Source organism: Commensalibacter melissae (assembly GCF_009734185.1).
Classification (GTDB): Bacteria; Pseudomonadota; Alphaproteobacteria; order Acetobacterales; family Acetobacteraceae; genus Commensalibacter; species Commensalibacter melissae.
The window spans coordinates 1,732,383-1,752,500 of the sequence record NZ_CP046393.1 but is presented as its reverse complement, the minus strand read 5'-3'; the positions used below and the strand labels follow the sequence as shown (position 1 = coordinate 1,752,500).

Annotated in this window: 16 protein-coding genes, 4 tRNA genes and 2 rRNA genes (1 of these 22 cut by a window edge); 16 read left to right on the top strand and 6 right to left on the bottom strand. The window is 39.0% G+C overall.

Annotation, left to right across the window (positions count from 1 at the left end; all coding sequences use genetic code 11):
- From GN303_RS07785 to GN303_RS07765, 5 genes are all read left to right on the top strand, one after another.
- Positions 1-1,168, top strand: a 23S ribosomal RNA gene (locus GN303_RS07785) (it extends 1,572 nt beyond the left edge of the window).
- Positions 1,169-1,288: 120 nt separating this feature from the next.
- Positions 1,289-1,404 (top strand): 5S ribosomal RNA (gene rrf / locus GN303_RS07780).
- A 185-nt stretch (positions 1,405-1,589) separates the two neighbouring features.
- Positions 1,590-1,666 (top strand) — tRNA-Met (locus tag GN303_RS07775).
- Positions 1,667-2,489: 823 nt separating this feature from the next.
- Positions 2,490-3,887, top strand: coding sequence for a carbohydrate porin (locus tag GN303_RS07770; RefSeq protein WP_231504022.1), 1,398 nt, complete (start codon positions 2,490-2,492; stop codon positions 3,885-3,887).
- Positions 3,888-3,987: 100 nt separating this feature from the next.
- Positions 3,988-4,248 carry a hypothetical protein gene (locus GN303_RS07765; protein WP_110438581.1) on the top strand — a complete coding sequence of 87 codons (261 nt, stop codon included), beginning with the start codon at positions 3,988-3,990 and terminating at the stop codon, positions 4,246-4,248.
- Between the two features lie 202 nt (positions 4,249-4,450).
- Here the strand turns inward: GN303_RS07765 and GN303_RS07760 are convergent.
- The 4 genes from GN303_RS07760 to GN303_RS07745 all read right to left on the bottom strand — a co-directional run bounded on the left by GN303_RS07760 (position 4,451) and on the right by GN303_RS07745 (position 5,753).
- A tRNA-Thr gene (locus GN303_RS07760) sits at positions 4,451-4,525 on the bottom strand.
- A 312-nt stretch (positions 4,526-4,837) separates the two neighbouring features.
- Complete coding sequence (nusG, locus tag GN303_RS07755; RefSeq protein ID WP_110438580.1) at positions 4,838-5,368, bottom strand: transcription termination/antitermination protein NusG; 531 nt, start codon at positions 5,366-5,368, stop codon at positions 4,838-4,840.
- Positions 5,369-5,375: 7 nt separating this feature from the next.
- Positions 5,376-5,570 (bottom strand): preprotein translocase subunit SecE, encoded by a 195-nt coding sequence (secE, locus tag GN303_RS07750; protein ID WP_110438579.1) that lies wholly within the window; start codon positions 5,568-5,570, stop codon positions 5,376-5,378.
- 106 nt (positions 5,571-5,676) lie between these two features.
- Positions 5,677-5,753: transfer RNA gene (locus tag GN303_RS07745), tRNA-Trp, on the bottom strand.
- 184 nt (positions 5,754-5,937) lie between these two features.
- Between GN303_RS07745 and GN303_RS07740 the strand changes: the two genes are divergently transcribed.
- The 7 genes from GN303_RS07740 to atpC all read left to right on the top strand — a co-directional run bounded on the left by GN303_RS07740 (position 5,938) and on the right by atpC (position 13,054).
- Positions 5,938-6,011 (top strand) — tRNA-Gly (locus GN303_RS07740).
- Between the two features lie 1,457 nt (positions 6,012-7,468).
- Complete coding sequence (locus GN303_RS07735) at positions 7,469-7,660, top strand: hypothetical protein (RefSeq protein WP_156188452.1); 192 nt, start codon at positions 7,469-7,471, stop codon at positions 7,658-7,660.
- 327 nt (positions 7,661-7,987) lie between these two features.
- Complete coding sequence (atpH, locus tag GN303_RS07730; protein ID WP_110438577.1) at positions 7,988-8,575, top strand: ATP synthase F1 subunit delta; 588 nt, start codon at positions 7,988-7,990, stop codon at positions 8,573-8,575.
- Positions 8,575-10,113, top strand: a complete 1,539-nt coding sequence (atpA, locus tag GN303_RS07725; protein WP_110438576.1) for a F0F1 ATP synthase subunit alpha — start codon at positions 8,575-8,577, stop codon at positions 10,111-10,113. The genes atpH and atpA overlap by 1 nt, the downstream gene beginning before the upstream one ends.
- Positions 10,114-10,125: 12 nt before the next feature.
- A complete protein-coding gene (locus tag GN303_RS07720; RefSeq protein WP_110438575.1) occupies positions 10,126-11,043 on the top strand; it encodes a F0F1 ATP synthase subunit gamma in 918 nt (305 codons plus the stop codon).
- Between the two features lie 80 nt (positions 11,044-11,123).
- Positions 11,124-12,596, top strand: a complete 1,473-nt coding sequence (atpD, locus tag GN303_RS07715) for a F0F1 ATP synthase subunit beta (protein ID WP_110438630.1) — start codon at positions 11,124-11,126, stop codon at positions 12,594-12,596.
- A 29-nt stretch (positions 12,597-12,625) separates the two neighbouring features.
- Positions 12,626-13,054, top strand: coding sequence for an ATP synthase F1 subunit epsilon (gene atpC / locus GN303_RS07710; protein ID WP_110438574.1), 429 nt, complete (start codon positions 12,626-12,628; stop codon positions 13,052-13,054).
- 12 nt (positions 13,055-13,066) lie between these two features.
- Here the strand turns inward: atpC and queF are convergent, their stop codons facing one another.
- Positions 13,067-13,534: a preQ(1) synthase gene (gene queF, locus GN303_RS07705; protein WP_110438573.1), complete on the bottom strand. Its 468-nt coding sequence runs from the start codon at positions 13,532-13,534 to the stop codon at positions 13,067-13,069.
- Positions 13,535-14,492: 958 nt separating this feature from the next.
- Between queF and rnd the strand changes: the two genes are divergently transcribed.
- Both rnd and GN303_RS07695 read left to right on the top strand, forming a co-directional pair.
- The gene (gene rnd, locus GN303_RS07700) at positions 14,493-15,668 is read left to right on the top strand and encodes a ribonuclease D (RefSeq protein WP_110438571.1); all 1,176 of its coding nucleotides are present in this window, start codon (positions 14,493-14,495) and stop codon (positions 15,666-15,668) included.
- A 59-nt stretch (positions 15,669-15,727) separates the two neighbouring features.
- A complete protein-coding gene (locus GN303_RS07695) occupies positions 15,728-16,264 on the top strand; it encodes a GcrA family cell cycle regulator (RefSeq protein WP_110438570.1) in 537 nt (178 codons plus the stop codon).
- Positions 16,265-16,341: 77 nt separating this feature from the next.
- Here the strand turns inward: GN303_RS07695 and GN303_RS07690 are convergent, their stop codons facing one another.
- On the bottom strand, positions 16,342-16,842 hold the full coding sequence (locus tag GN303_RS07690) for a bactofilin family protein (RefSeq protein WP_110438569.1): 501 nt from the start codon (positions 16,840-16,842) through the stop codon (positions 16,342-16,344).
- Positions 16,843-17,132: 290 nt separating this feature from the next.
- Here GN303_RS07690 and GN303_RS07685 point away from each other — a divergent pair, with 290 nt between their 5' ends.
- Positions 17,133-18,161, top strand: a complete 1,029-nt coding sequence (locus GN303_RS07685) for an adenosine kinase (protein WP_110438568.1) — start codon at positions 17,133-17,135, stop codon at positions 18,159-18,161.
- 131 nt (positions 18,162-18,292) lie between these two features.
- Complete coding sequence (typA, locus tag GN303_RS07680; RefSeq protein ID WP_110438567.1) at positions 18,293-20,116, top strand: translational GTPase TypA; 1,824 nt, start codon at positions 18,293-18,295, stop codon at positions 20,114-20,116.
- Positions 20,117-20,118: the final 2 nt, after the last annotated feature.

Sequence of the window (20,118 nt, the reverse complement as noted above, 5' to 3'; positions counted from 1 at the left end):
ACTTCGGAAGAAGCAAGACCGGATTTTGGGCAACCATGATCAGGTGGCACAGAGCAGGGGGTAGCGACTGTTTAGTAAAAACACAGGGCTCTGCAAAGTCGAAAGACGACGTATAGGGTCTGACGCCTGCCCGGTGCCGGAAGGTTAAGAGGAGGTGTGCAAGCACTGAATTGAAGCCCCGGTAAACGGCGGCCGTAACTATAACGGTCCTAAGGTAGCGAAATTCCTTGTCGGGTAAGTTCCGACCTGCACGAATGGCGTAACGACTTCCCCGCTGTCTCCAGCATCGGCTCAGCGAAATTGAACTCCCCGTGAAGATGCGGGGTATCCGCGGTCAGACGGAAAGACCCTATGAACCTTTACTGCAACTTTGTAGTGGCATCAGGAAAACGCTGTGTAGGATAGGTGGGAGGCTTTGAAGCATGGGCGCCAGTCTGTGTGGAGCCATCCTTGAAATACCACCCTGAGTTTTTTTGATGTCTAACCAGATCCAGTTAGCCTGGATTGGGACCCTGCATGGTGGGCAGTTTGACTGGGGCGGTCGCCTCCCAAAAAGTAACGGAGGCGCGCGATGGTGGGCTCAAGCCGGTCGGACATCGGCTGTTGAGTGCAATGGCATAAGCCCGCCTGACTGCGAGAGTGACAGCTCGAGCAGAGACGAAAGTCGGCCATAGTGATCCGGTGGTTCCACGTGGAAGGGCCATCGCTCAACGGATAAAAGGTACTCTAGGGATAACAGGCTGATCTCCCCCAAGAGTCCACATCGACGGGGAGGTTTGGCACCTCGATGTCGGCTCATCACATCCTGGGGCTGGAGCAGGTCCCAAGGGTTCGGCTGTTCGCCGATTAAAGTGGTACGTGAGCTGGGTTTAGAACGTCGTGAGACAGTTCGGTCCCTATCTGCCGTGGATGTCGAGACTTGAGAGGATTTGCCCCTAGTACGAGAGGACCGGGGTGAACATACCTCTGGTGTACCAGTTGTTGCGCCAGCAGCACCGCTGGGTAGCTAAGTATGGACAGGATAATCGCTGAAAGCATCTAAGCGAGAAACCCCCCTCAAAACCAGGTCTCATTACGGGCCGTGATAGACCATCACGTCAATAGGTCGGGTGTGGAAGTGCAGAAATGCATGCAGCTAACCGATACTAATAGCCCTTGCACTTACTTGATATAACACATATACACTCATATCGGTCATGTTATGCGGTACTGTATGAAACAGGCCGAAATATCCGCTCTTAACCAACCAATCACATACCAATACAACCCTGCAGGGTATATTGGATGACCTGGTGGCAATGGCGGGGTATGAACCACCCGATCCCATCCCGAACTCGGCCGTGAAAAACCCCAGCGCCCATGATACTATGTCTTAAGGCATGGGAAAGTCGGTCGCCGCCAGGTCTTCCAATATACCCCCATGCAATCCCTTGCAATATTCGACAAAAAACTTTCAGTTCCCGCTGAAACATGCACCGCGAGGGAGCGTAGCCTCCAAGTCTGGTCACCACTTGTCATCCTGACATAAGTCCTGGCAGATCACCATACGCCTTGAATACCGTCAGAAAAAGGCATCCTTGTTATACTAGTGCGGGGTGGAGCAGCCCGGTAGCTCGTCAGGCTCATAACCTGAAGGTCAGAGGTTCAAATCCTCTCCCCGCTCCCAATAACTTCCACTCAAAATCGCTATATCATCACGGACAATATCCTGTCGATCCCGTGTTGAGACGCATCATCCTTGTTGCCGATCCTGCTTCCGCGGGCCAGTGGATGAACCCATGTGGTCTGTTGCCTTTGAAAGCAAAAAAAGCCTTTTATCCATGAAACCGTGAAAAAATGCGTCCTGTATGGCAATCTTGGCAAACAACATGGCCACTGGGCAGTCTTTATTCCGAGGCTGGCGTATCACTTGAAAATATCATGAATTGATGCAAACATAAACTTGCAAAACCAACATGAAATCCAGCGCCAAACCCCTCCCATCCCCTCATGCAAAAAATGAATAAACCACTTGTGAATATCGCATGCCCACCTCTCATATAACGTAAAAAACAAAATAAATATCATAACTTAATAAATATAAAAAATTTTTTATAGAATAATTAATACTGGAAACAAAATATAAGCAATATATTTAGTTCTGTATTTTTTTTGTTTTTATATCAAAAATATTTTGTTTATTAAAAATTAAAAAAAATTATTTAATATCATTTTTTATATTAAGTAAATAATTCAAAATGAAGTGTATTATAAAATACACAAATTTAAAGATTTTAACCAATTTTTCATTTTTTACCTAAGGTAACAATAAATTTATATTTTAATATATTAATCTAATGATTAACTAATATTGAAATTTTCAATTTAGAGAAAATATATCCTCTGATTGAATGTACTTTATGAGGAAAGGTTAAGTTATGGATAGTCTAATTGCTTTTTATAGTCCTATAAATTTCCTGAAAAAGTATATTATATTGGGTTTAAACGTAATGATTTTGCTTATGCCAATTAACAAATCAATGGCGCTTGATCTTTCCAATAATGGTAAACCCCCTCAAAATATTGATGATAGTTCAGTACCAGAGACGAATCGGAATGTTGCACTTGGTGAGATGAATAAATTCAATACACGTGAAGTAAACCCGTCCAGTCTTGATCCAACAAAAAGCATTTTTTCTAAACCGATAAATGACTATCTTGATAAATATGGTATTCAGCTTGGGTTAAACTGGGTGACAGAGACAGCTGGTGTGGTTCATGGTGGACGGAGAAACGGTGCTGATTTTACACAGCAAATAACATTTTCAGTTGATATGGATTGGGAAAAAATCGCGGGCTTAAAGGGCTTTTCAACTCATATGATTGTTATGAATCGTTCAGGTCGTAATGCCAGTGCTGATTATGTTGGGGACACGCAGATTCAGGCCCAAGAAGTATATGGAGGAGGCTATTCTCGCTTATTTCATATTTATGATGTTTATGGTGAACAAAAATTATGGAATGGTCGGGTCGATATTAAAGTCGGTCGTATGAGTGTTGGGGATGATTTTGCCCATAGTCCCATGGCATGTCAATTTATGATTCTTTCAACTTGTGGCCATCCAAGAAGTACTCAGTCTCAACAGGGATTTTCAGATTGGCCTGGTGCAGTTTGGGGGGGAAGGATTCTTGTTAATATGACACCTAATAGTTATTTTGAAGTGGGTGCATATCAAAGTACACCTTGGCCACAAGGAGGAGCAACTGGATTTTATTGGGGAACCAAGGGAACAACTGGTGCATTCGTTCCTGTTGAATTTGGTTATAATCCTGATATCGGAAAACATCATTTAGTGGGTAGCATTCATATTGGTGCAGGTATAGATAGCAGTCATTTTCAAACCTGGTCTTCACAAGTTTTAAATAACAATAAAAAAGATTTCCGTACCCAATTTTGGATTCAATCCTATCAAATGATTTATCGTCATGATGCAATTGATGATCATGGATTATTTGTTTTGGCAAATTATGGGCATGATTCTACGACAACATCAACATTTAAGGACTTTTACAATTTCGGGTTTTTGGATCGTGGATTTTGGAAAGACAGAGCCTATGATCAAATTGGGGTGATGTTTACATATTACACAATTCCTCATACTCTTCGGCATGCACAGCAATTTCAAGTGGCACATGGAGCACCATTAAATGGTAATGGAGTTTTCGCTTTATTGAATGGTGCTCCTGGAGTTCAGGGAGATTCAATTTTATTTGAAGCTAATTATGGTTTTGCTGCCTATCGTGGAATCATGATTATGCCAGTATTTGAATATTTTCATCATGTTGCTGCGACGAAGGCCTATAAAGATGCAACGATTGTTGGTTTGAAAACCAACGTAACTTTTTAAAAAAACTATATTGCTTGTCTCTGTAAAAAGAATAAATTAACGATAATAACTATTTTCATTATAATCAAAAATCTTATTAAAGATTTCAAGGTTGAATACAGTGATAAACTATAGATCGATTTTAATTTTATTTACTGGATTACTGCTTAATGCCTGTAATCCAGAAATGGGTCGTTTACCCTTGGAAAGTGATGTTGGCTGCCTACGTAAAGAATTATCTTCCCCTGATCATCCTTCATTTCATATGGCGGCCAATTTTTGTCAAAAGACAAAGAATCATATATTACAACCCTTGAATTTGAAAAATGCCCCTGATCTACAAAAAAAAGCTGAAAAAGCAGGAATTGCTTATTGTTCATAGATGAAAATTAATTTTTTAGAACTTATAATAACTTTATTGAATTAAATAAAACAATTTTTGTTTTATGACATTAAAAAACAAAATATATATGATGTGTTTTTAAGCAGATTTAGCTTTATATTATTGTTTACTATAACGTCAGATTATTAAGTCAAGTCGGATCACGTTAAATTATATTTAAAGAATGATTTAATTAAGTTTATGGTGCCGACACTCGGAATTGAACCGAGGGCCTACTGATTACGAATCAGTTGCTCTACCCCTGAGCTATGTCGGCGTGGTTTTTGTTTTATATAGGAGCTTTATTTATTCTTCAAGAGTAGAGGGTGAAATTTATTAAGAAATATGAAAATGAAGCTTATTATAGAATTTTTTTTGGATATAAGATTTGTTTTATTAGGCTTATTGATCAATCACTATTATAAAAAAAGAGATTTTGTCTCAATGGATCTTGTTTAAGTTTTATGAAAAAAATCAGAATTTAGTAAAAATGGTTTTGAATATTTGGATAAGTCGGTAAGGATGCAAAAAAATGATAATGGGAAACGAAAAGCTGTTTTATATTGTTTTGCATCCAGTATTTAAGGGACTAAAGTTTTTCTACCTGATTATATTCCAGATCAACAGGTGTAGAACGTCCAAAAATGGAAACACTGACTTTTAGTCGACCTTTTTCAGTATCTATTTCTTCAATAACACCATTAAATGAAGTGAATGGCCCGTCGGAAACGCGAATTTGCTCGCCAACCTCAAAGTCTACAGAAGGACGCGGACTATTTGCACCTTCTTTGGCTTGATTAATGATATATTCGGCCTCTGCATTGGAAATTGGGGATGGATGCATTCTGTTTCCAAGAAAACCCGTAACCTTGGGGGTATCCTTGATTAAATGCCATGCCTCATCAGTCATCTCCATTTTGACCAGAACATAACCGGGGAAGAATTTACGTTCTGTTTGGACTTTCTGGCCACGTTTAACCTCTATGACTTCTTCTGAAGGGACAAGGATTTCTTCCACTTGGTCAGTTAAACCTTTTTGTTCAATCTGTTCTTTAATCTGTTGAACAACCTTTTTTTCAAAACCAGAATAGACATGAATGACGTACCACCGTTTTGCCATAACTGGTTTACCCTCCTAGGCCAAATAAAATCCGTATTCCGAAGCCGATAGCCTGGTCCACGATGAAAAAGAATGCAGAAGCACCCGCAGCCATTGCCAGAACAGCAGCGGTTGTGACTAATGTTGTACGACGTGAAGGCCAAGTTACCTTTTTGGCTTCAGCACGAACCTCATTTAGAAATTTCGTGGGATTGACCGGCACGAAATACCTTCCCTACATAAAATGATCCTAAAATACTATGTTAAATTATTATAATATATCAGGATGGGTTGAAAACAAAATGAATGTTTGTCATTCATATTTAATTTGGCAGGGGTGGAGGGTCTCGAACCCGCAACCTCCGGTTTTGGAGACCGGCACTCTAGCCAATTGAGCTACACCCCTGCAAAAAATTTGATATGAATGGATCAGAACCATCATATCTATTGATACAAGAAAAAGCAATGGAATGGACAGAAAGTCAAGTAAAAAATGAATAAAAATTATTTTTTATAAAAATGATAAAAAAAGCTTGATTTAAGAAGAAAAATCATTAAAAGTTTTTTCAGACTCAATCGAGCATTATCAAGCGGGCGTAGCATAGTGGTAATGCAGTAGCCTTCCAAGCTACCGAGGAGGGTTCGATTCCCTTCGCCCGCTCCACTTTCGAATTTCCAGAATTTCACTGAATTTAGCTGCGTTCAACCGCCTCATGATATGCTCACATCTAAAATTGGTTGAGAAATGTAAAATGAATCATTTTCGAAGATTTTTCTCTGCGACTGACAATTGTTACCGGCTTCTGGATGGTTGTTGATAGACATAAGCTGGCTGTGAGTGATACTGAGACGATAATTGATTATATCTATTTTACTGTCATGCTCATTATCTGGGCATTCAAAATAAAATCAGCGTTAAAAACTTATGCTCAAATGAGTTTAATTTGAACTGAAAATGAATCCATTCTGCATATTTATTTTTGGTATTATATTGTATATTGCAATAATGATATGGAATCAGAGCTATAAAAATTAATATTATTCATAGTCAGAAAATAGCTGGATACGATGCTAGAATTTTTTTGGAGGTTCAATATCATACGTTCCAGGCGGTTTGCGAACCTGATCCTTTGATTGCAGCATTAGATGCGCTTTGCGCATACGCATTTCTAATAACATTTTTTGAGGTGTCGTATTAGATAAATAACTAAATTCTTTTCTGAATTTCGTCTTACGATAGTTTCTTTTCGGCTGCGGGGATTAATGACGATTAGTTCGGATAAAAGGCAAAGGCTATGGATATGCAAAATTATTGGTCTATACCGGCTGAAGAAGAATTGAGATGGCATATTAATTAATATTGAGGTGTAAGATAGACTGGCGTGTGATGTTTTCTGACGCAGCAGCTGATTTAATTGTTCATTCCCTAATAGTGAGTTGGCGCCTTTTTCGCTGAAATATACTGGTACATGTGCTAATAATAGTCTGTAAAATCAAGTTTCAGAGTAATAAAGCAGATTTCAATCTGTGGTGAGATGACCTTGGCACATCAAGTGTTGAGCATCATGATTTATATACAATTGACTCGAATATAGTGAATTATTGTGAGGTGTTCATAACAACGTTAAACTTGATGAAAGCGAATGAATAGGTGAAGAAGGATGTGGTTTTATCCAGATGATGAAAAATTTGATCCTGACCGTTTGGTAATTGCCATTTTTATTTAGTTCATTAGATAAAAATTTAACGGGCTTAATTAATTGTGCGGGGATTTTTAATGCCAACGTATGAATATATGAAAAATAATATAGCAAGAAAATGCTTTAATTATAAATAAAACCAGATTTGTATTATCGGACTTATTATGTTCACACTGGCTATGATGACATGGTGATTATCGTGATAGCAGATAAAACCGAATAGCAATTTGAGTATATTTCGAGTATTATCTCATATTCCCGTAATATGGCGTGTTAAATACAAGAGGTTTAATGTAAAAGCTGATAACTATTTTTTTAGCAGTAATCGCCACCTAGTGCCTGTGACGATTAAAGATTGCGGCAGTGTTTAGGTAGAATGTTTTCGTATTACGATTTGTTTCTCTTGTCCCGTCGAGGCCCTATGAAAAGCTTATCGGGGTATTTATCGAAACGCGCATGTTCTGCAAATTTGGATGCATTATCCGATCCGTCGGGATTGAGCGGGTCAAGATCAGCTGTAGTTTTATCGTGCTGCCCTGTGCCCAAACTGGCTGAGACAATAATGTCTATCGGACAGGCTTTTATTCGTTGGCATTGCATAGACTGTCAATAATGGGTAAGAAAGTGATTTACTTATATCTTTGTCGACGCACCAATATTGATATCCAATAATTGTTATTTTTCCTTAAATAAAAATATTTTTTACTAAAAATTATATTAAATCGAATTGATCGTTTGAACGATTGTCGGTATAACAATCATTCTGTATGACTTGAGACAAATTTATTTTTGAAAAATATTTTTGTTTTTATTATTGATTTACTTTAAAATATAGGCTTTTAATAATATCATTTTGGACTGTAAAACCTTTGCTGAAGAGGTAAAATGAAGCGGGTAAAGTTTCAATTGCATTTTAGTAAACGATGAGAGAACAAGCGAAGTGAATACCGATGCAACACATGCTGCGCTTGCAGCTTCCGCCTTTACGGCAAATAATCTTAAGGGGCGATATGCTACCGCGTTATATGAATTTGCTGAAGAACAGCATGCTTTAAATGAGGTGATTGCAGAGGCTGAGGGTTTGTTAAAAATTATTTCTGAAAATGAAACATTGAGAAATGTTTTAAATAACCCTTCTTTGGATACTGTACAAAGCAAAGCAATAATGGCTGAGTTGATGAATCATTGTGGATTCAGTCAGATTTTGCAGAATTTTGTAGGTGTGGTTGCAAATAATCGAAGGCTTGCTGATTTAAAATCTTTTTTAATGGCATTTTTTGCTTTGGTTAATCTTCGTCGTGGCATTACTGTAGCTGAAGTGATTACAGCTTCTCCTTTAACGGATATGCAACGTGCCCAATTAAAGGATCGTTTTTCCCAAGCAGGTTACAATAAAGTAGATATTCAAGAGCGTATTGATTCAAAGATACTAGGTGGAATTATCGTGCGTATTGGGTCAAAGCTCTACGATGCTAGTCTTCAATCACGTCTTAATCGCCTATACAATGTTATGAAGGGAGCCGCGTGATGGAAATCCGTCCCGCAGAAATTTCGGACATCCTTAAAAAACAAATTGCGTCCTTTGATAAAGAATCTGACATTGAGGAAACAGGAATTGTTCTGTCTGTTGGTGACGGTATTGCATTGGTTTATGGCCTGCAAAACGTTATGGCGGGGGAATTGGTTTCTTTTGTCAACAGCAATTTGACCGGGATGGTTTTAAATCTGTCAATCGACCATGTTGGTGTTGTTATTTTTGGTGACGACAGTCAAGTTCGTGAAGGGGACAACGTTACTCGTACAAATCGGGTTGTGGATGTGCCTGTTGGTAAGGGATTGTTGGGTCGTGTTGTTGACGGATTGGGAAATCCGATTGATGGAAAGGGGCCCTTAAAAGATGTCGAACGTCGTTTGGCAGATGTTAAGGCTCCCGGAATTATTCCGCGTCAATCCGTATGTGAATCAATGTTGACCGGGATCAAGGCTATTGATGCTCTGGTTCCAATCGGGCGTGGACAGCGTGAATTAATCATCGGTGACCGTCAAACTGGCAAATCAACAATCTTGGTTGATACGATGATTGCCCAAAAAACCATGAATGCTTTAAAGGATCCTAAGCAGACTCTTTATTGTGTATATGTGGCTATCGGTCAAAAACGTTCTACTGTTGCACAGGTTGTTCGCACGTTGGAGGAGCAGGGTGTAATGGATTACTGCATTGTGGTGGCCGCAACCGCTTCAGATGCTGCGCCAATGCAATATATTGCACCTTATGCCGCCACGGCAATGGGTGAATATTTTCGTGACAATGGTATGCATGCATTGATTAGTTATGATGATCTGTCAAAACAGGCTGTAGCTTATCGTCAAATGTCCCTTTTATTGCGTCGTCCTCCTGGACGTGAGGCTTATCCTGGCGATGTATTCTATTTGCATTCTCGTCTCTTGGAACGTTCTGCAAAAATGTCCGATGAACGTGGTGCAGGTTCATTAACTGCCTTGCCTGTTATTGAAACACAGGCTGGTGATGTTTCTGCATATATTCCTACCAACGTTATTTCCATTACAGATGGTCAGGTTTTCTTGGAAACCGAATTATTTTATCGCGGTATTCGTCCTGCGGTTAATGTGGGGACTTCAGTTTCCCGTGTTGGGTCAGCAGCACAAAGCAAAGCAATGAAACAGGTTGCCGGCAGTATTAAGCTGGAGCTTGCCCAATATCGTGAAATGGAAGCGTTTTCTCAATTTGCTTCCGATCTTGATGCATCGACCCGTAAGTTGCTTGAACGTGGCTCAAGATTAACAGAATTGTTAAAACAGCCCCAAAATTCTCCCTATACCATGGAAGAAGAGGTCGTTGTTTTATATGCGGGTACCCGTGGTTACACTGATGAAATTCCAGTAAACAAGATTCAGGAATTTGAGCATCAATATATTGAATCAATGCGTTCTACCGGTATCGAAATTCTTAATGGAATTCGTGATGCACGCCAGATCACTAAGGAATTGGAAGAAAAATTGGCAGCATTCCTGAAAAATTTTGTTGCACAATTCAAACAGGCTTAGGGAACTTTGTGAATGGCTTCTTTAAAAGAATTGCGTGCTCGTATAAATAGTGTCAAATCGACAAAAAAAATAACGAGTGCTATGAAAATGGTTGCGGCAGCCAAAATGCATCGTGCTGAGCGACGTTCTCGTCAGGCTCAGCCTTTCGCTATGGCGATGCAGCGTATTCTGGTTAGTTTGAAGCAGTCTTTGGATGGTCGTCCTAGTTTGCCTGCATTGTTAACAGGTACTGGTAAAGACAAGGTTCATCTTATTGTTCCAATGAGCAGTGATCGGGGTTTGGCAGGTGGATTTAACAGTAATATAAATCGTACATTACGCAATATGGTCAAACGTCTACAAGAACAGGGAAAGACTGTTAAGATTTTTCCTGTTGGTTTGAAAACGTATGTATATTGCCGTAGTGAGTTCCCCAATCTTATCATCGGACCTGAACATGTCGATTATCGTTTGGGTAACGTTGAATATCAGTCCGCAGACCAGATCGCTGCCTATATCGAGTCTTTATTAGAAAAACAGCGATTTGATGTTTGTACTGTCATTTACAATAAATTTAAAAATGTGATGGTTCAAACACCAATGGAGTTGCAGCTTATTCCATTGGAGCTTGCCGTAAAGGATACGGATCGTAAAGACGGTGCTGAGCAAAAAAATAGTTCAGGATTGCGAGATCAGGCAGATTATCTGTTTGAGCCTGAGGCGGAAGATGTATTGCATCGTTTGCTTCCGGAAAATTTGAGAGTTCAGATTTTTGCGGCAATGCTTGAAACAAATGCTGGTGAACAGGGTGCTCGAATGACTGCAATGGACAGTGCGACACGCAATGCCGGAAAGGCTATTGATAAGTTGAGTTTATATTATAATCGGACGCGTCAGGCCAATATTACTAATGAACTTACTGAAGTTATATCGGGTGCGAATGCTGCCTGATTGTTATTATAAATTATACTATACTGCTAGGAGCTGACCTTATTATGTCGGATACAGCAATTAATGAAAGTAATGCAACAATGGGTGATTCAGAAGCGGGGAATCAAGAAAATCAGGCGTCTAAAAGTAATTCTGTGGGAAAAGTTACAGAAATCAAGGGTGCTGTTGTTGATGTGCAGTTTACAGGGGAGCTTCCTTATATTTTAAATGCGTTAACATGTAAGGTCGGGGATCGTACGCTTGTATTGGAAGTTGCACAGGAAATCGGTGATAACCAGGTGCGCTGTATCGCCATGGATTCAACAGATGGTATGGTTCGTGGAATGGAAGTGATTAATACGGGTAGCCAGATTTCCGTTCCTGTCGGGCCTGAAACACTGGGTCGTATTTTGAATGTTATTGGTGAACCGATTGATGAAATGGGTCCTGTTCATTCTGCCAAGCGGATGCCAATTCATCGCCAGGCTCCTTCATTCGAGGAACAGGGTGTAACAACTGAAATCCTGCAAACCGGTATCAAGGTTGTTGACCTTCTTTGCCCTTATTTACGGGGTGGTAAAATTGGTCTGTTCGGGGGTGCCGGTGTTGGTAAAACCGTTTTGATTCAGGAATTGATCAATAATATTGCGATGGGTCACGGTGGTGTTTCAGTTTTTGCTGGCGTTGGTGAACGAACCCGTGAAGGAAATGACCTGTATCATGAAATGATTGATGCAGGTGTTATCAAGATTAATGAGGGTAAAACTGACGGCTCAAAAGTTGCTCTTGTTTATGGCCAGATGAATGAGCCACCTGGAGCCCGTGCGCGTGTGGCGTTATCCGGTCTGACGGTTGCAGAATATTTTCGTGATGAAGCTGGACAGGACGTATTATTCTTTGTTGATAATATTTTCCGTTTTACCCAGGCTGGTTCTGAAGTGTCTGCCCTGCTGGGTCGTATTCCTTCCGCCGTGGGGTATCAACCGACATTGGCAACTGAAATGGGTGCATTGCAAGAACGCATTACCTCTACGCAAAAAGGTTCTATCACTTCTGTTCAGGCTATCTACGTGCCTGCGGATGACTTGACGGATCCCGCGCCAGCAACAACATTTGCTCACTTGGATGCGACAACAGTTTTAAACCGCTCAATTGCTGAATTGGGTATTTATCCTGCTGTAGATCCTCTGGATTCAACTTCACGTTCCTTGGATCCTCGTATCGTTGGTGAAGAACACTATGAGGTTGCGCGACGGGTACAGGAAATTCTGCAAAACTATAAATCTTTACAGGATATTATTGCAATTCTTGGTATGGATGAGCTTTCTGAAGAAGACAAAAAGATTGTTGCACGGGCACGACGTATTCAACGTTTCCTGTCCCAGCCTTTTCATGTTGCTGAAATCTTTACCGGAATGCCAGGTAAATTGGTGGCAGTAAAGGATACAGTTCGTTCCTTTAAAGAAATTGTCGATGGAAAACATGATGATTTGCCAGAAGCTGCTTTTTATATGGTAGGCACTATTGAAGAGGCAGTTGCAAAAGCCGAAAAAATGAAACAAGAAGAAAAATAAACGGTTAAAAGCCATAAAGGAAAATAATAATGTCAATCAAACTTGAAATTATTAGTCCCGAGAAAGTTGTTCTTTCTCAGACAGTGGATATGGCTGTTTTACCTGCTTTAGAGGGGGATATTGCCGCAATGGAAGGTCATGTCCCCATGATTTTTCTTCTTCGTGCTGGAGTGATTGATCTTTATCAGGACAATAAGGTTATCCATCGTCTGTTTGTTGAAGACGGGTTTGCCGAAATGCAAGAAAGTTGTTGTACTGTTCTTGCCAAACAAGTCAGAAAATTGAATGAACTTTCTGAAGAGGAAGGGATCAAGCGTTTGGCAAAATTGCAGGAAGAGTATAATAGGGTTTCAGGTACCAATGATACTGATAAGCAACGTGAGTTGATTGACAGAATGCAGGGAGCCAATGCTATTATTGATTTGGCTGTTTCAGATAAACATAACCAAACCCTTTAGTAATGAAAGATATTATCTGCCACGATAGGCAGGAACATCTTGTGAAGGAATCCATACATTTTCGGGAGGTGTGCTGGTTTGCCAAAAAACATCTATAGGCATTCCCCCTCTTGGATACCAATATCCACCAATTCGTAACCATATTGGGTCAAGTAATTTTGTCAGTGTGGTTGCGATTTCAACTGTACAAGCTTCATGAAAAGCTCCATGGTTTCTAAAACTTGCCAAATATAATTTTAGTGATTTGCTTTCGACAATCCATTTATCTGGAATATAGTCGATTACAAGATGAGCAAAATCTGGCTGTCCGGTAATTGGGCATAATGATGTGAATTCTGGTGCGGTAAAACGAATAGTATAATCATATTCAGGATAAGGGGCAGGCACTTTTTCAAGTTTTGCTTCGGATGGAGATTGAGGTAAAGAGGTATTTGCCCCAAGCTGGGTCAGGTAGTTTTTAAGTTCTTTGGTATCATTCATTGTTTTACCTTTTACTGTAAGGTTGAATATAACATTTTTGAATTCATAATATCGATTAAGTTTATATTGGATTTACTTTAATCATATTCTATGAAAACGGAAACAGGATTTAGTGACGTTGGTATTACAATAGGATAGAAAAAACAAGATGTTTACAGAGGAAGAAAAACAGGCGGCAAAATTTAAAATATTGTTACACGCCAATGCCGGAATTGCCAAAATATTTGAAAGCCCAATATTTTAATATAGTTGATGATCAGAATGGCGTTCAGGCAGATCAAAATTGCCTGTGGAAAAAAAGATTATATTTTTTGGCGCGATTATCATTTGCAAGCCAACATGGGGGAATCTGTTCAAAAAATAAACAAAATGCAATAACGATTACGTGGTTACTTTTTTTTGATTTTGATCAATCTTATGATTTTATAAAGCAATATTATCTTTTTGAATTTGCTAATTTATTTCAGGGTTGCTGTATTTATCCAGTAATGCAATCAGACATTTTTCGTTTCTGTTATCTATTGCAAATATATTGATGTTGAAATTGATTGTTATGCAAGTCTGGATAATATTTTTGTCTATCAGGAATTTGATTGTTTTTTATTATATGTTCAGGGAAATGATTCCTATATTGAAAATGGTTTGATCGTATCAAAAATGGAAAATAAAATAAAAAATCTGACTGAAACAAAAGCATTTGCCAATATAGGGGAAGCGTACTGGATCAGGTCTCTTATCAACGAGTGTTTTGGAATTGTTAATGGATACAATTTTGTTAAATTAATCTTTTTTGTCTATTGATACTTTGAGATTAATGTCAAATTATTTTATAAATCGTGCTTATAATCATGCAGAGTTATCTTGTAAAAACACAGAAATAGGAAATTGGAGGAAATTTAAATTACCTTGAAAATCATATTATTTATAACGATTTTCAGTGTAACTAATTTAATTGTTTATGAAATCATTTAAGGAATTTCCTGTACCTCAATTAATATCAGACAGTCATTCTCTGAGACAAATGGTTGATTCATTGTTGGTAGAAAACTATGTAACAATGGACACTGAGTTTGTAAGAGAATCGACTTATTGGCCGGAATTATGTTTAATTCAAATTGCAGGCAGTCATCAGGTTTATTTGGTTGATGCTCTTTCCAAGACAATTGATTTATCCTTATTAACCCCTCTATTGCTTGAACCAAAGATTGTTAAGGTTTTTCACGCCGCTCAGCAGGATTTGGAAATTTTTTTGCATTTATTTGGCTTTTTGCCTGTATCGATATTTGATACGCAGATTGCTGCAATGGTTGCAGGGTTTGGAAATCAAATCGGTTATGATTCATTGATTGAATCGTTACTGAACCATAAGGTTGATAAATCCTATCGGTTTAGTGACTGGTCAATACGTCCCTTAACAAAAGCACAACAGGATTATGCAGTTGCAGATGTAACCTATCTGTGGAGTGCTTTTCCAATTTTATATGAAAAATTACGATTGGATAATCGCTTAAGTTGGGTTGCTTCTGAAATGGAACTTTTGTCCAATCCAGATTTTTATTTACCTCCTATTGAAAAAATCTGTAAAAAATTAGGGGCAAAAATTCGTAATGGTCGATCATTGGCCTGTTTATCTTATTTAATACAATGGCGTGAAGAGAAAGCTCAAAAGGTGAATATCCCAAGGCATCATTTCATTAGGGATGAAAGTCTTATTGCTATTGCCGTGGCTTTACCCGATACTGTAAAAACCTTGGAAAAAATAAGAGGTATTAATAGAGATTTTGCCAACGGCCAAGATGGTCAATCTGTCTTAGAAATTATAAAAAAAACGAAAGAGATTGATTCTGAATCATTGCCAACCCCTTTTATCTATAAAAATCCTGTAGAAAAACCATCAGAAGCTCTGGTTTCGTTGTTAAAGGTAATGTTATTGGCCAAATGTGAAATTTATAAAGTGGCCCCTAAGCTGGTTGCCAGTAGTAAGGATATTGAAAAAATAGCTTTGGGTTATCGAGATTTGGAAATATTTACAGGTTGGCGTCATGAGGTTTTTGGAAAAGATGCCATTGATCTATGTGAAGGGAAACTCATGATATCCGTTCAAGATAAAACATTAAAATTTGTAAAAGTTTGAATTTTGTTTTTAAAAAATTATTTGTTATTTATAAAGTGATGTAATTAAGGTGAAAATGTATGGAATGGACTGATGAAATCGTTGCCCGCCTACGGGAATTATGGGCACAAGGTCTTTCAACAGCGGAAATTGGCAGACAGCTTAATGTAACGAAAAACGCTGTTGTTGGTAAAGCGCATCGATTGGGACTTGAGGGAAGACCTTCCCCGATTCGCAAGGCGAGTGTAACAAAAGATAAAGTGGGTGAAACAAAATCTCAAAAAAATGCTATATCAAAAAAGGATGAGTCTAAAAAAAATAAAACCGTTACACAGACTGTTATAGAATCAAAAGAGATTAATGCTGTCAAAGACGAATCAGTTAAAGAGAAGCTTGAGGTTAGGACTAAAAAACCTAAAAAGCTTGAATTTATATCACCAAAAGAGCTGCCTTCTTATCGAAAATCAAATTCAGAATGCTGTTGGCCGATAGGTGATCCAGGCGAAAAAGACTTTCATTTTTGCAAGGCGCCGATCGTTCCGGGTAAACCCTACTGTTTGGAACATGTTCAGATCGCCTATGTAAAATTGAAAGATCGTAAGAATAACGTTGCCTAATAAATCTATCTTTTCTCATAAAATTGAATTTTGATGAGAGAAGATATGGTTACATAAATATTTGTTTATTATTTCGACTAAGTTGCTGAAGATTTAACTTCTTCTGTCACCACTTCCTCTTTATCGTTGCTATAATCGACAGCTGACGTTTGTTTCAGTTTGTCCGTGGTAATCATTTCAACCTGTCCGGTGATTTGTCCACCATCTTCAACTTTAAGGCGTCGGCATTTCGCCTTGCCAAGGAGCTTGCCACTTGCAGTGACTGTAAGATTTCCTTGAGCGGTAATATTGCCTTCCAGTATACCGGTTATTTCAATATCCTGGGATTCAACAGTTCCACGGAAAACTCCAGATTGCTGAATGACAAGTTTTTTCAACTTGATTGAAGAGGTTTCAATCGTTCCTTCAACTATGAGTGTTTCAACGTCATTAAACGTACCTTGTATGTGTATACCCTGACCAACGACAAGAGCCCTGCGATTTAGGGATGCGTCATTTGAATATGTATGTTCTGTATTGTTTAAAAGCGTATTTCGGTTAATAAGTTTTTTTTCAAGAATAGGGGTTAGATTATTCATTGTAAGATAAGACTTTCGTTTAAAGAACAAAGTAAAATCGGGTAACGTTAGGTTACGGGTTATTTTTGTTGTTTAATAATGGCTTCTTGTATAGTTTGTAAAGCAAAGTATAACAGACCTGCTAGGGAAAAATGACATTTAGTCAAAACAGATTGAAGATTTTTGAAAAATTAGTAAATGTTTTAAATATATTAATTACTTTTTAAGTATGCTGGCAAGAAAAAGAAATAACATCATTTAAGATTAGTGAATATAATTTTTATAATTATATGGAAAGGAAATAGTTTTTTATGCGTGGTTTTAAAAATTTACTTGGTCGGAAGAAAGAGGATGATGTTGAATTTGATATTGCAGGAATAGGGAATGCCATTGTTGATATATTGACACGAGTTAATGATGATTTTCTCGAAAAACAGGAAATGATACCCGGAAGTATGAGTTTGATTGATGCAAAACGGGTCAAGGCCTTGAAAAGCCTGATAAAGCCGGAAAAACAAATGAGTGGGGGATCAGTGGCAAATACCTGTTTTGTTGCGGCCCTGATGGGGGCAAAAACGGCTTATTTGGGAAAAGTTGCGGATGACACCGTCGGAAAACGCTTTGCAGAAGATATTCAGCAGGGTGGTGTTTATTTTCCATCGACCCCTTTAAAATCATCCCTGCATCCAAATCTATATACAGCTCGGTCAATTATTTTTGTAACGCCCGATGGACAAAGAACCATGAATACTTATTTGGGGGCTTGCACTCAATTTACACCAGATGATGTTGATGAAGATGTCATAAGTCATGCCAAAATAACTTTATTGGAGGGATATTTATTTGATGGTGAACTTGCACAAAAGGCATTCTATCAGGCTGCAGATATTTCGCACAAAGCAGGAAGGAAAATCGCGTTGAGTTTGTCCGATCCTTTTTGTGTAAAGCGACATCTGGTACAGTTTAAGGATTTTGTATCAAATCACGTGGATATGGTTTTCGCAAACCAATTTGAAATTTGTGCACTATACGAAACGGAAGATTTGGAAAAAGCCATTCAAAATGCTTCGCAGGATATTCAAATCGCTGTTATAACCTGTGGTGAAAAGGGCAGTGTTATTCTTGCCAATTCAGAGCGGATAGAGGTTGCTAGTGTTCCAACGGTTGTTGTGGATACGACAGGGGCAGGTGATGCTTATGTTGCTGGATTTTTGGCTGGCTGGACTACTGACAGGACTTATGCCGAATGTGGTCGCCTAGGAAGTGTTGTGGCTGCGGAAGTTATTTCCCATGTGGGTGCCAGACCATTACCGGAATTGAAAGAAGTCATGAATTTCTAATTTTTTGGCTTTTTTGATAAAAATAACTTTTGTTATTAATTTACGTAACTATTGAAAAGAAGAATAATATGTATGTTTTGTAGATAATGCGAAACATACATATTTTGTATTGTTGGAGAATGAAAAACATCATGGAGATCCGAAATATTGCCATCATTGCACATGTTGACCATGGCAAGACAACGTTGGTTGATCAGTTATTACAACAGTCCGGAACTTTTCGTGAAAATCAGCATGTGGTTGAACGTGCAATGGATAGTAATGATTTGGAACGTGAACGAGGAATTACGATTCTTGCTAAATGTACCTCTGTTGTATGGAATAATGTAAGAATTAATATTATTGACACCCCAGGTCATGCGGATTTTGGGGGGGAGGTTGAACGTATCTTATCAATGGTTGATGGGGCGGTTGTCTTGGTTGATGCAGCCGAGGGAGCTTTGCCACAAACTAAATTCGTAGTTGGAAAAGCTTTGAATCGTGGTTTGCGCCCCATTGTTGTGGTGAATAAGGTTGACCGTTCAGATTCTCGTGCGGATGAAGTGCATAATGAAATTTTTGACCTGTTTGCAGCGATGGGTGCCAATGATGAGCAGCTGGATTTTCCAATGCTTTATGCGTCAGGGCGTCAGGGATGGGCTGATTATACAATTGAAAACCATAAAGAGGATTTAAGTGCGTTGTTTGATCTTATCGTCAAACATGTTCCTGCACCAACGGTTAACCTTGATGCGCCTTTTGCAATGGTTGCTTCTATCCTTGAATATGACAATTTCCTTGGACGTATATTAACCGGACGGGTAGAACAGGGAACAGCAAGGGTAAATATGCCTGTTCGTGTTTTGCAACATGATGGTAAAATTATTGAGACAGGCCGTCTAACAAAATTGTTAGCCTTCAGAGGCCTGGAACGTGTTCCTGTTGAGGAGGTCCAGGCTGGTGATATCGTGGCTGTGGCAGGTTTATCCAATACAACGGTTTCAGAAACCATTGCTTCTCCAGAAATAACGGACCCCTTACATGCTACCCCGATTGATCCTCCAACCCTATCTATGACCTTTCGCATTAATGACGGTCCTTTGGGTGGACGTGAAGGAAAAAAGGTGACCTCTCGTCAAATCCGTGAACGCCTGTATCGCGAGGTTGAGGGTAATGTTGCTATTCGTGTTACGGATAGTGCTGAAAATGATGCTTTTGAAGTGGCTGGACGTGGAGAGCTACAGCTCGGTGTTTTGATTGAAACGATGCGTCGGGAAGGATTTGAACTGACTATTGGCCGTCCAAAAGTTCTAACCCGTATTAACGAGGAAACAAGTGAAAAAGAAGAACCCTATGAAGAGGTTCTTATTGATGTTGATGAACCTTATTCTGGGGTTGTTGTTGAAAAAATGTCCCTACGAAAAGGTATAATGCAGGATATGAATCCATCTGGTGGCGGAAAAGTGAGATTGACTTTCTCAATTCCTTCCCGGGGTTTGATTGGATATCATAGCGAGTTCTTGACGGATACACGGGGAACCGGGATCATGAACCGGCTTTTTTCAGGTTATGGTCCCTGGGCTGGACCCATTGCTGGGCGTCGTAATGGTTCGTTGATTTCTGCTGAAAATGGTGTTGCCGTTCAATATTCCCTTTTCTCTTTACAGGATCGAGGGGTTTTGTTTGTAGAACCTTCTGACAAGGTTTATGTCGGAATGATTATTGGTGAACATTCTCGTGAAAATGATCTGGATGTTAATCCAATCAAAGAAAAAAAATTAACCAATATGCGTGCTGCGGGTAAAGATGAGGCACTTTTATTGACTCCGGCAAGAAAAATGTCATTGGAACAGGCTATTGCTTATATTGAGGATGATGAATTGGTGGAAGTTACACCGTCAGCCATTCGTCTTCGCAAATTATATCTTGATCCACATGAGCGGAAACGTCACGTCAGACAAAGAGCTGAAAGCTGATT